Source organism: Niastella koreensis GR20-10 (genome assembly GCF_000246855.1).
Classification (GTDB): domain Bacteria; phylum Bacteroidota; class Bacteroidia; order Chitinophagales; family Chitinophagaceae; genus Niastella; species Niastella koreensis.
This window is the reverse complement of sequence record NC_016609.1, coordinates 2,592,948-2,605,676: the sequence shown is the minus strand read 5'-3', so window position 1 is coordinate 2,605,676 and position 12,729 is coordinate 2,592,948. Positions and strand designations below refer to the sequence as shown.

Below are 12,729 nucleotides of genomic sequence, written 5' to 3'. Positions count from 1 at the left end.
GGTCATTCGTAAAGAGTGGTCCACTTTTTTGTTCCCGGTTACCAGTCACCGGTCGCCGGGAATGCAAAATTCAGTCAAAGCCATAAGCAATAAATACCAGGTAACCGGCAACCGGAAATCGGTAACAGCAACATTACCCACTGCCTATCCACCGTTCACAGTAGCATTTCGGGTAATTAACTTATCTTTCCATAGACAACCTCAAAGCGATTGCATATGGAACCATCCCCCATAGTTTTGAATACCGAACAGGCCATTCAGGCAAAACCCCATTTCAACTTCTGGCAGATATGGAATATGTGTTTCGGTTTCTTTGGAATACAGTTTGGCTGGTCGTTACAAATGAACAACATGAGCGCCATTTACGAATACCTGGGCGCATCGGCCGATCAAATACCCGGACTGTGGCTGGCAGCGCCCATGACCGGCCTGCTGGTTCAACCCATTATCGGTTACCTCAGTGACAGAACGTGGCACCCAACCTGGGGCCGCAGAAGACCTTTCTTTTTGGTGGGCGCCATCTTAAGCTCGCTCGCTTTATTCATAATGCCCAATGCATCCGCCATCTGGATGGCCGCAGGCACCCTTTGGATCCTTGATTCATGTATCAATGTTAGTATGGAGCCATTCCGGGCATTTGTAGCCGATAACCTCAATGAGCAACAGCGGCCCTTCGGGTACAGCATGCAAAGCATGTTCATTGGCGCAGCCGCGTTTATCGCCGGCTTCTTACCCGGCATACTGGTGAACTGGTTTCATATTTCGCGCGAAAAAACAGCCGGGGGCATTCCGCAAAACATTATGTGGTCGTTTTATATTGGCGGCATCATGTTTTTGGCAGCGGTGTTGTATACCGTGTTCCGCAGTAAAGAATATCCGCCTACCGATCCCAACTGGCGGCAGCAGCTGGATGCAGAACATGGCAGCGGCATTGGGGGCGCCATCAAAGAGATCACTTCCTCTATTTTTAAGATGCCGGCGCAAATGAAAAAGCTGGCGCTGGTACAATTCCTCACCTGGCCCGGCTTGTTCCTGATGTGGTTTTATTACACCACCGGCGTGGCGCGCGATATTTTCAAAGGCGATCCCAATACCTCCAACGATATTTATACACAGGGGATAGAACACGCCAACGCCACCTCATCTGTTTTAAACCTTGTTACCTTTTTATTTTCCCTCACCCTTTCTTTTTGGGTAGCCAAGCTGGGTAAAAAGATGACGCATACTTTTTGTTTACTCATTGGCGGCATTGGCTTGTTTACGGTGAAGTATATCAGTGACCCTGCTATGTTATACGTTTCAATGAGCATGGTGGGCATCGCCTGGGCATCTATTTTATCCATGCCGTATTCCATGCTGGCCGGACATTTACCTGAAACCAAGATCGGCATCTATATGGGCATCTTTAATTTCTTTATTGTATTGCCCGAGATCATTGCATCGCTTTTCTTTGGAAAGATCATGAATGCCTTTCTGCACAACGACCGGCTGTTGGCCGTGCAAACCGGCGGCGTTTTACTGATTGTAGCAGGTATTGTTTGCGCGTTAATTGTAAAAGAAAAAATACACGATGATCTCTTGTAGAAAATTACTGTTCCTGCTTATTGGATGTTTATCGTTTATTGAAATGCAGGCCCAGGACAGCCTGAAAGTATATCCCACGCATTGGTGGGCAGGCATGAAGAAAAAAGATACAGTGCAATTGTTATTGCATGGCAATAATGTTCGAAAAGAAGAGATCTACATGATACCTTATGCGGGCGTAAAACTCATCCGCACCGATACGGTAAAAAATCCCAATTACCTGTTGCTCACGTTAGAGATCAGTGCACTCGCCAAGCCTGGCATAATCAAATTTGAAAAAGCCACTGTTCTCACCAATTACCCCGCAGGAGTATCTTTATTTGATTTTCAGTTGAAGGCCAGAAACACCCAGAATGGCAAAACCCGTATTAAAGGCATAAACAGCTCCGATCTTATTTACCTCATCATGCCCGATCGCTTCAGTAATGGCGATCCCACCAACGATCGCATTGCCGGACTAAAAGACCAAAGCCTCGATCGCAGCGATTATTTTAAACGCCATGGCGGCGATTTCAAAGGCATCCAGAATCATTTAGATTACCTGCAGCAATTAGGCGTAACTGCTTTATGGCTGAACCCCGTACTGATAAATGATATGCCCAACCGCACCGAGCATGGCTATGCATTTACAGATCACTATACCATAGAACCGCGGCTGGGCGGCGCCAGCGCCTACCATGAATTGATTGACAGCCTGCATAAACGCGGCATGAAGATCATCCAGGATGCAGTATACAACCACATAGGCATCGGGCATTTTTTGTACCAGGATCTGCCCGATAGCAGCTGGTTTCACTGGTGGCCGGTTTATACCAACACTACCTATAAAGACCAGGTGTTGTTAGACCCATACGCATCGGCCATTGATAAAAAAAGAATGAGCGATGGATGGTTCACTACAGAAATGCCCGACTGGAATCAAAACAACCCGATGGTAGCCAGGTTTCTTATTCAGCATGCCATCTGGTGTACCGAAGAATTTGGCATCGATGGCTGGCGTATAGATACCTATGCCTATAACGACCTCGGTTTTATGAACCGCTGCAACAAGGCCCTGCTCGATGAATACCCGCAACTGCATCTGTTTGGCGAAACTTTTGTACATGGTATTCCCGACCAGAGTTTTTTTACCCGCAACAACTACAACATCCCGTATAAAAGCAACCTGCCAGGGGTAACAGATTTTCAATTGAACACCTATGGCATTGTACCGGCATTAACGCAAAACTTTGGCTGGACGGATGGCGTGAACCGCCTGTACCTTACCGCCACCAATGATTTTGTATATGCCGATCCCATGAAGAACGTGATCTTTCTCGACAACCATGATATCAGCCGGTTCTTCAGCGTGGTAGGCGAAGATGTAGCCAAACAAAAAATGGGTATTGCCTGGTTGCTTACCTTCCGCGGCATTCCGCAGTTGTATTATGGAACTGAAATATTGATGAAGAATTTTTCCGATCCCGACGGAAAGGTACGCCTTGATTTCCCCGGTGGGTGGCCAGGCGATACTGCCAATAAGTTTGAACCGGGTGGCCGAACACCCGCTGAAAACGATGTATACAATTATGTAAGAACGCTGGCCAATTATCGCAAAATAGCTCCCGCATTAACAACCGGGAAATTGATGCAGTACGTGCCGGAAGACAGTGTTTTCGTGTATTTCCGCTATACGGCCCAGCAAACTGTTCTATGCATCATGAACCCCACCAGTGAGGATAAGGAAATAGACATGCACCGGTTTGAAGAAAGAACAAAATCGTTTACCAAAGCCAGGAATATAATCGATGGTAATCTTGCAGACATTAAGAACAAATTAAAAGTGCCGGGTAAAACGCTGTGGGTAGGTGAATTGCAACCGGGAAACCCTGATAGTACAGGAAGGACGGCCCCTTAAATTCCATTACATTAGCCACATGTTACGAAAAACGATCCTTGCCTGTTGCATAACAGCACTTGCATTACCAGCTTCCGCACAAACAAAATGGCCCGCTGTAACCCAGCAAACCCATCCCTGGACCCGGTGGTGGTGGATGGGCAGCGCTGTGGACGAAAAGAACATCAGCGCTTCCTTACAGCAATATAATAAGGTTGGTTTCGGTGGGGTAGAGGTGGTTCCCATTTACGGCGCCAAAGGCTATGAAAGCCGTTACATAAAGTATCTATCGCCGCAGTGGATGAAAATGCTCGATCACACGGTTCAACAATCGAACGCATTGAACATGGGTGTATACATCTCGGTAGGTACCGGTTGGCCCATTGGCGGTTCCAATGTAACCATCCAGGATGCCGCCTCCAAACTGATCGTTCAGCAATACGACCTCAAGGCAAACACGCCACTTGCAGAAAAGATCACGGTTACCGATCCCAAACAAAAAGGGTTTGCAGCACTTAGCGCCCTGATGGGTTATAAGAAGAACGGTACAACCATTGATCTGACCAATAAAGTAGATGCCAGTGGCACTTTACAATACAACACGGCCGATGATTTGAAATTATATGCCGTCTTTACCGGTAAAACCCGCCAGGCCGTAAAAAGAGCGGCGCCGGGTGGGGAAGGGTATACCATCGATCATTTTTCTAAAGCAGCCACCGTCGATTATTTTAAGATCTTCGACACGGCCTTCGGCAATTCATCCCACGGAGTAAAAGCATTTTTCAACGACAGCTATGAAGTGTACAATGCCGACTGGACGCCCGACTTCTTTACCGAGTTTCAAAAACGGCGTGGCTACGACCTGCGGCCATACATCAACCTGTTTGTTTCCGATGCCGGCAATGATACGGTGGCCCGGTTAAAATCGGATTACCGGGAAACCTTAGCCGACCTGATGCGGGAGAATTTCAGCACCGTATTTACACAATGGACTAATAAACGAAACACCCTGTCGGTAAACCAGGCCCACGGCTCGCCCGGCAACCTGCTCGACTTATATAGTGCATTCGATATTCCCGAAACCGAAACTTTTGGCAGCAGTTATTTCCCTATAAAAGGATTGAAACGGGACAGCGGCGATATTCGCAACGTAGATCCCGATCCCAATATGCTGAAGTTTGCCTCTTCAGCAGCGCATGCTTATGGTAAACCACTCACCAGCTGCGAAACCTTTACCTGGCTCACCGAGCATTTTAAAACGGCCTGGAGCCAGTGTAAACCCGAAGTAGATCAGGTGTTCCTGTCGGGCATCAATCATGTGTTTTATCATGGCACTACCTATTCGCCAGCTGATGTTAAATGGCCCGGCTGGTTGTTTTATGCCTCCGTGAACTTTGTACCCGATAACAGTTTGTGGCCGCATGTAAAGGGACTGAATGAATACATCACGCGTTGCCAGTCGGTATTACAGGCCGGCGAACCGGATAATGAAATGCTGATTTACTGGCCGGTATACGATGTATGGCACAATGCCAAAGGCATGGACATGCCGCTGAAAGTACATGATGTAGACAAATGGTTACACCCAACCAATTTTTATAAAAATGTAGTGGGTTTACAAAACGCCGGTTATTCCCTTGATTTTGCCTCAGACAAAATGCTGGAACATGCAATCGTACAAAACGGACTGGTAAGCATAGTAGCAAAAGGTGCCAAACATAAAGTATTGCTGGTGCCCGCCTGTGATAAAATGCCGGTAGCTACTTTAAAAAACATCATCAGGTTGGCCAAAGCAGGCGCCATGGTGATCCTTGAACAATTCCCCAAAGATGTACCCGGATTTAACGATCCCGAAAAAGGCAAACAGGAATTGAATGCACTGATGGCGGAAATAAGAAATGGAAAAATAATCACCGGCGATGTTACCAACTCATTAAACGCCCTGAAGATCCCGCCAGAGCCCATGGCCGCAAAACAGTTGAAATTCATTCGCCGAAAAACTGCAGATGGAACGTATTATTTCATCGTAAACAACACTGCCAATGATATCGATGAAAAGATAACATTGCAAACAACGGCTGCTACTATTTTGCGTATGGATCCATTGAACGGAAACATGAACCTGTTGCCCGAAGAAAAGAACGCGAATACAACAACAGTAAGACTGCAATTGAAATCAGGCCAGTCCATCATTTTGAAATGCAGCAACAAAACAGAACCGGCGCCAGTTTATAAATATGCTGTACCGGCCGGTGAAGCCATCAGCTTACAAAACAACAAATGGACCCTCAGCTTTGCAGCAGGCGGCCCGCAATTACCAGCCACCAAACAAATAACCGGCCTACAACCCTGGACCAGCTTTACCGAAGATTCAACCACCCAATCATTCTCAGGTACCGGCGTGTATACCACTACCTTCACTATTAAAAACAAAGCGGCTGATTACCTGTTGCAGTTGGATAAATTGTATGAATCTGCCCGGGTGATCATCAATGGCAGGGATGCGGGGTTGATCTGGAGCCTGCCGTATGAATTGAATGTAGGCGGCCTGTTGAAAGAAGGCAGCAACACTATTAGCATAGAAGTTTGCAACCTGATGGCCAACCGCATCCGTGATATGGACCGCAAAGGCGAAGTATGGCGCAATTACCACGAGATAAATTTTGTAAACATCAATTACAAAGACTTCGATGCCGGCAAATGGAAAGTGCAGCCTTCCGGTTTGGATGGCGCCGTGCAATTGATGCCGCTGAAATAACTCACCTCATATAGTTAGCGGAGTTGCCAGCTTTTACAAATCTTGGCAATTCCGCTACCTGTTTTTTTGGGAGAATTGAGAAAATAACAAATATTGTTTCACTCTTAGCCAGGTTATTTCTCAATACTTCAACTAATGGATATGAAAAGCATTTACCCGCTATCAGCAGTGATGATGGCAATCATTTTTGCCACCTGTAAATCACCCAAAGAATCGGAAGGTGTTTGGATAAACAAAGAACAACTAAAGGGAAAAACCTACAGCAACCTGTTTATTTTAGTGGTTACGGCAGATATCCAGGCAAGGGTAAAACTGGAAAGTGATTTGTCGAACGTGGCTACAGCGAGAGGTTTAAAAACGGTTAAAAGCGTAGATGTGATGCCGTTTGATATGGAGAACCCGAAAAAACCTGCCAAAGAAGAAGTGGTTAGCAAAGTAAAAGAAAGTGGATGCGATGCGGTTTTTATCGCTTCCTTATTAAAAAAAGAAGACCGGATGAAATACACAGAAGGAAGATCGGCCTATACACCGATGACCAACTATACCCCGGCCGGCAATTATTATGCGTATTACAGTGGAACGTACAATACCGTTTCAACCCCGTCGTATTACACGCAGGATAAAGTGTATCTTATGCAAAGCAATTTATATGATGCAGCCACAGAAGAAAAAATGTGGGCAGTGAATTCAGAAGTGTTTAATCCCGCCAATATAGATGCGTTCAGTAAATCGTATACAAAAACGCTGTTGTCGAAATTGCAGAAGGCCAGATTGATAAAGAAGAAATGACAACAATCTTAAACCACGGGGGTTATCTTTTCCTCAATACGCCTCACCATCCATAAAATTGGCCTGCATACTGGCTATAGGCAGGGTGTAAGCAGCTGATCGATATATTTTTGATGCCGCAACAAAGAAGCTTTTTATATTCATTAGTTGAGCATTGTCATTAATAGTAATGATAATGCTCGTTGAGTAGTTTGAAAAAAAGGTGGAAATTTATAAAGCAGGATTTTTATTTTCCCATTTCACTACCAGATGGTTTATGAAAAGTTCAGAAGGCAACATAGTATTCCCAAAGCGTAATTTTCAAATAGGTGTTTTTTTGGGCACGCTATCTACCTGGGGTTTATTCGCCCTGATCGTTATTAGCAGTATAGTGATAATTTCATTTGGCGCCTGGATAGGGCATCTGCGATTCCTCAATAACATCAAAGATTCCGAATCTCAATTAAGCACCGCGGTGGGCTCTGTGCTTGGATTACTGGGTTTTATGCTGGGATTTACCTTTTCCCTTACCTGGTCGCGTTTCGGGAACAGGAACGGCCTGGTGAGCTTACAGGCTAAAGCCATAGGTGTTTGTTACCTGCGTACCAGCCTGCTACCGGTAAAGCAAAAAACGGAACTCAGAAAATTGTTTTATGAATATATCAGTGTGCTGCTCGGAATGCAAACTTCAGGCAATGTAGACAAAACGTTAACCAGGTTAGAGGAGCTTCATATCCTCATCTGGAACCAAACGGCTTCGCTGGTACAGGAAGAAATGGATTCCGAAATGCGATCCCTGTTTACCAATGCCGTAAATGATCTGATAAGCCTTTATCTGGATAGAAAAACCGTTGCACTGGTGCACCGGATCCCGGATGTGATCTGGAGCAGATTATTATTGCTGGCCGGTATCGGCATGTTTGCCTATGGCTACCAGATCGGCAATATGAATATGATCCGCCTTTTTCAATCCCTGCTGGTGCCGGTTGCTTTTGGAATGATCGTGGTGCTGATAGTAGACCTAGACACTACTTTGAAACAGCGCCGTTTTAAAGTAACAAAACAACCACTGATGGATGTGTTGGAAATGATGAAAAAAGAAATTGTATAGCACCTCTCACGAGTTAGCCAAATATTATATTTTGAAGCAAAGTTGATTGGCTTATCATCGAAATTCATCTAAATATTTTGGAACTTTCACTACCACAATAGCCCTGTGGTGATTGACCGGTAAATGGATTAAATAATCTTAAAATAACAGTTATGAAAAAAAAAGTAAATAGCGAGGGCGCCTACGAAGCAGAGGCCCCTTATGTAGAAGAGGAAGATGTTATGACAGATTATGATGATGAACCCGGTATCTCCAATTCACTTGATGATGACATTGACGAGGTACTGGCGGAATACGAGGAAGACTATGATGATTCCGGCGAGGAAGAATATGATGAGGAAGATGAGCTGGATGACGAAGGTCCTTCTTTCCATTATGAAGAAGAAGATTACGATGAAGACATCGACGAGTTTGAAGGCGAAGATGAGTTTGAAGATGACGAAGACTTTGAAGGTGGCGGACGGCTTATGAGTGCCAGGATGCTGCGCAGGGCCGGTTTACGCAGGGCCATTATAAGAAGCATAGTCAGAAAGATCCTGCGGCGCAGGGCAATAAGACGGGCAATGATAAGAAAGTTCTTAAGGCGCAGGGCATTAAAGCGCGCCATGCTTAAAAAGGGCCTCAGACGCCGGGCATTCAAACGTGCAGCATTAAAGCGTGCAGCGCTCAGGCGTGGCGTAGCAAAAGCAGCAGTAAGAGGTGCCGCAAAGCGCAAAATAGTGAGGCGCAGGGCTGGCAAGCAAATGCTCAGGAATGGAGCCTAACCGGTAAGGCCAGGCTGAATTGAAAAGGCGCAAGTAAAGTTTACTTACGCCTTTTTATGTAAAATAGTAAAACGGTGCATGCCCCTTTTAAAAAAACACATATTGATACCCCAAGGCGAAAAAATTATAATCATACCCGGCATTGGTATACGCTGTTGTATGGAACTGGAACCGGATAACATGCTTGCCTGCTATTGGTAACGCCCAGGTAACCCCCACACGCAGGTGATCGATGCCGGCGCCTGATTCAACTTCGTTAATGTATGTTTTACCTCCACTGAACCAGTTGCCATCCAGTCCTATCATCATTCCTTTTTTAAAATAATAACTGCCATGCAACTGGGTAGTGAATAACGGGCGCTGCTCCAATACCTTTGTTATAAGAAAATCTGAATTTTTTGTATAAAACCACCAGCCAAGGTATCCATCGGCATAAATTTGCCCGAACCGCCTGGATGCGCCCAGTTCGGGTTTAAAGGCCCACCTGTTATTACCTATATTAATTCTTTTGTCGGTATAATATAAACCTGTAGGAACAGAAGTGATCAGGCTGATACCTACAATAGTTTTTTGTGTGTATTTTCCAAAGTCTTTTTTCGCAAGGGCGGGGGAACCGATGAGGTTGATGCCCAGCCGTACCCGCATATCACCCAAACCGGTCCGCTCGCCACTGGTATCCTGTCCGGCATAACGCAATTGTCCCTGCATACGCACCAATGGCGCCGCAATCTGGATGCGGGCCAGTTTATTGTTCAGGGCAAAACTGTGCACATAGGCCAGGGCCAGGTTATGCGTTTTCATATTAAAATCCTCAACAGGCAAAGAAGCATCTGCCAATACATGCCCATTCGAATAAGCATACACCGCTGCTACCACATTCATATTTACAGGTAGGTTGGCATAAGCTCTTGCTTCCAGTTCCTGGCCGTGTGCCTTTGCAGAAAATATAAAATAACATATGGCCAGCCATTTAATTTTCATTTATGAGCTTTCGTTACTTTATGATGATGTTGCTTCATGCATTTGATCTTCCTGTCGCGCAAAGGCTGTTTGTTTGCCCATTTCAAGGAACTTATCACCGTCTAACAACCCATAAAGCTGTATCAGTTTTGCAACAAGACCTGTCCACCCCGTTTGATGGCTGGCTCCCAAACCGGCGCCGTTGTCGCCATGAAAATATTCGTAAAAGAGAATATGGTCCCGCCAGTTGGGGTCCGACTGAAATTTTTCGGTTCCGCCATAAACCGGCCGCCGGCCGTTATTATCGCGGGTAAAGATGCTGGTTAGCCGTTCTGCAATTTCTTTAGACACTTCAAAAAGATTCATCTGCCTGCCCGAGCCGGTGGGACATTCGATCCTGAAATTGTCGCCATAATATAAATAGTATTGCATGAGCGCCCGGATAATAAGGATGTTAACAGGCATCCATACTGGTCCCCGCCAGTTTGAATTTCCCCCGAACATCCCGGAATCAGACTCTGCGGGCAGGTAATCTACCCTGAACTCCCGGCCATCAACATCGAGGAGGAACGGATGGTCAAGGTGATACTTCGAAAGTGAACGGATGCCGTGAGGACTCAGAAACTCGTTCTCATCGAGCATTCGTGTAAGCACCCGGCGAAGCCTTTCAGGATTGAGCAACGACAGGATACCCCGTTCGTCCACGCCATAATGGCCAGGGCCGGTAGGATGGATGCCCTGCAAAAGAATAGGCATTCGTTGTAAATGATCCTGCAAGAACGACATGGCCCTTGGGATGCGTTCACGCTGCCATTTTTCAACCACTGTAACAGCGCAAAGAGGCAGCAGCCCTACCATAGAACGTACTTTCAGCCGCTTGCCACTTCCATCAGGGAGCCGTAGCAGGTCATAATAAAAACCATCTTCTTCATCCCACATGCTATCCTGTCCCGGCCGGTTCATACCAAGAGCAATAAAACAAAAGTGCTCCATAAATTTCACCACCATATCTTCATAAATGTTGTCATGGGCAGCCAGCTCAACCGCCAGTTCCGTCATGTTTTGCGTAAACAGCGCCATCCAGGCCGTGCCGTCTGCCTGCTCCAGGTAGCCACCGGTAGGCAGGGGAGCGCTGCGGTCAAATACACCGATATTATCGAGTCCCAGGAAGCCTCCTTCAAAAACATTATTGCCAAACCGGTCTTTACGGTTAACCCACCAGGTGAAGTTGAGCAACAGTTTATGAAAAGAAAGTTTTAAAAATTCCGCATCAGTGTCTTTGAGCAGGGCCTGTTCCATGCGATGCAAAAAAAGCGTGGCCCAGGCATGTACCGGTGGGTTTACATCACTGAAGTTCCATTCATAGGCGGGTATCTGGCCGTTGGGATGAATATAGGCCCGTTTTAACATCATTTTCATCTGTTCCCTGGCAAAATCAACATCTACAATAGAGAGCGCCAGCGTGTGAAAAGCCAGGTCCCAGGCGGCAAACCAGGGATACTCCCATTTATCGGGCATGGAAAGAATGTCTTCGTTCAGCATATGGAACCACTCACGGTTCCGGCTTATATGGTGGTGTTCCAGAAGTGGGTGCGAATCATGTTCAGCCAGCCATTTTTCACCATCAAAATAGTAGTACTGTTTACTCCAAAGCATACCGGCAAGCCCCTGCCGCATTACAGCTGCTTTATCGGGCGAAACAGAAGGAGGGATAACACTGTTATAAAATTCATCAGCCTCCTGTAACCTGAGCGCAAAGACCTTGTCAAAGTCTGCCCCTAACAGATCCCCCTGCAATACTTTTTCTATTTCGGTTCTTGCGGTTAGCCTTACCCGCACCGTTGCCGATTGACCGGCAGCAACCGTGTAATGATAATGAGCTGCCATCTTGGTTCCGGTTTTCTGTGGATTCACTGTATCCTGCTGTCCCTTCACCAAATAATTATTTATGCCATCTTTCGTATACTGGCTTTCATTCCCGCCCGGCAACTGCAACAGTTCCCGGTTGGTTTCATTGTCAGTGAAAAGAAGCTGAGCGTCTCCTTCACAGAAAAATGTATAGTCTCCTAAAGTGGAATGCACTCCTACTGCCGTTCTTGCCCGGGCCATTCCCTCCACCTCGGTAATGGAAGGCTTTTGGTCAGTGCGCTTATTTATCCAGTTAGCCCAGTCGTTACGGTACCATAGGGTGGGAAGAATGTGAAGTTCTGCTTCCTCCGGCCCCCGGTTAATGGCAGTGATCTTTATCAGTATATCTTCCGGGGCGGCCTTTGCATATTCTACAAAAACATCAAAATACCTATTGTCATTAAACACACCTGTATCGATCAGTTCATATTCCATATCTTTTTTGGAACGGTTGCGGTTGGTTGCTACCAGGTCTGAGTAGGGAAACATCGACTGGGGATATTTGTACAGATACTTCATGTACGAATGGGTAGGGGTAGAATCAAGATAGAAATAGTATTCCTTTACATCCTCGCCATGATTTCCTTCACTGTTGGTAAGGCCAAAAAGCCGCTCCTTCAGAATTGGATCTTTGCCATTCCATAATGCCAAAGCAAAACACAGCCGTTGCTTGTCGTCAGAGATCCCGGCCAGCCCGTCCTCACCCCAACGATAGGTACGTGACCGGGCCTGATCATGGGTAAAATAATTCCAGGCATTTCCCCCTTCACTATAATCTTCACGCACTGTTCCCCATTGTCGCTCCGACAGGTATGGCCCCCATTCTTTCCAGGGCTGTGTTCGCTCACGGGCTTCCTGCAGGCGTTTTTGTTCTTTTATTGTAGTTGATGTCATGATCTTCTTTTTTTAAAAATTAAACCCAGGTCATCTTCATATGAGAAACCTTTACAAGATGACACTTCAGCAATCATTGTTACGTCATCCTGATCTCCAATCATTG

8 protein-coding genes are annotated in these 12,729 nt (G+C 46.1%); 6 read left to right on the top strand and 2 right to left on the bottom strand.

Translation table 11 applies throughout. The features are described 5' to 3' along the window. Positions 1–216: 216 nt before the first annotated feature. The 6 genes from NIAKO_RS10590 (at position 217) to NIAKO_RS10565 (ending at position 8,861) form a co-directional block, all read left to right on the top strand. Positions 217–1,584, top strand: coding sequence for an MFS transporter (locus NIAKO_RS10590; protein ID WP_014218417.1), 1,368 nt, complete (start codon positions 217–219; stop codon positions 1,582–1,584). Further along, a complete protein-coding gene (locus NIAKO_RS10585) occupies positions 1,571–3,481 on the top strand; it encodes a glycoside hydrolase family 13 protein (protein WP_014218416.1) in 1,911 nt (636 codons plus the stop codon). Before NIAKO_RS10590 ends, NIAKO_RS10585 begins: the two co-directional genes overlap by 14 nt. A 19-nt stretch (positions 3,482–3,500) precedes the next feature. Further along, on the top strand, positions 3,501–6,218 hold the full coding sequence (locus NIAKO_RS10580) for a glycosyl hydrolase (RefSeq protein WP_041346607.1): 2,718 nt from the start codon (positions 3,501–3,503) through the stop codon (positions 6,216–6,218). A gap of 141 nt (positions 6,219–6,359) precedes the next feature. Beyond that, positions 6,360–7,007 carry a hypothetical protein gene (locus tag NIAKO_RS10575; protein ID WP_014218414.1) on the top strand — a complete coding sequence of 216 codons (648 nt, stop codon included), beginning with the start codon at positions 6,360–6,362 and terminating at the stop codon, positions 7,005–7,007. A 256-nt stretch (positions 7,008–7,263) separates the two neighbouring features. After that, positions 7,264–8,097 carry a bestrophin-like domain gene (locus NIAKO_RS10570; RefSeq protein ID WP_014218413.1) on the top strand — a complete coding sequence of 278 codons (834 nt, stop codon included), beginning with the start codon at positions 7,264–7,266 and terminating at the stop codon, positions 8,095–8,097. 152 nt (positions 8,098–8,249) lie between these two features. Further along, positions 8,250–8,861, top strand: coding sequence for a hypothetical protein (locus NIAKO_RS10565; protein ID WP_014218412.1), 612 nt, complete (start codon positions 8,250–8,252; stop codon positions 8,859–8,861). 87 nt (positions 8,862–8,948) lie between these two features. On the opposite strand, the gene NIAKO_RS10560 is transcribed toward NIAKO_RS10565, so the two are convergent. Beyond that, positions 8,949–9,842 (bottom strand): transporter, encoded by an 894-nt coding sequence (locus NIAKO_RS10560; RefSeq protein WP_014218411.1) that lies wholly within the window; start codon positions 9,840–9,842, stop codon positions 8,949–8,951. Positions 9,843–9,860: 18 nt separating this feature from the next. Then, positions 9,861–12,623, bottom strand: coding sequence for an MGH1-like glycoside hydrolase domain-containing protein (locus NIAKO_RS10555; protein WP_014218410.1), 2,763 nt, complete (start codon positions 12,621–12,623; stop codon positions 9,861–9,863). Positions 12,624–12,729 lie beyond the last annotated feature (106 nt).

Excerpts from the sequence above, each read along its gene's own strand:
- NIAKO_RS10565 (WP_014218412.1), top strand. The coding sequence starts at position 8,250 with ATGAAAAAAAAAGTAAATAGCGAGGGCGCCTACGAAGCAGAGGCCCCT.
- NIAKO_RS10585 (WP_014218416.1), top strand. The coding sequence starts at position 1,571 with ATGATCTCTTGTAGAAAATTACTGTTCCTGCTTATTGGATGTTTATCG.
- NIAKO_RS10580 (WP_041346607.1), top strand. The coding sequence starts at position 3,501 with ATGTTACGAAAAACGATCCTTGCCTGTTGCATAACAGCACTTGCATTA.
- NIAKO_RS10560 (WP_014218411.1), bottom strand. The coding sequence starts at position 9,842 with ATGAAAATTAAATGGCTGGCCATATGTTATTTTATATTTTCTGCAAAG.
- NIAKO_RS10555 (WP_014218410.1), bottom strand. The coding sequence starts at position 12,623 with ATGACATCAACTACAATAAAAGAACAAAAACGCCTGCAGGAAGCCCGT.
- NIAKO_RS10575 (WP_014218414.1), top strand. The coding sequence starts at position 6,360 with ATGAAAAGCATTTACCCGCTATCAGCAGTGATGATGGCAATCATTTTT.
- NIAKO_RS10590 (WP_014218417.1), top strand. The coding sequence starts at position 217 with ATGGAACCATCCCCCATAGTTTTGAATACCGAACAGGCCATTCAGGCA.
- NIAKO_RS10570 (WP_014218413.1), top strand. The coding sequence starts at position 7,264 with ATGAAAAGTTCAGAAGGCAACATAGTATTCCCAAAGCGTAATTTTCAA.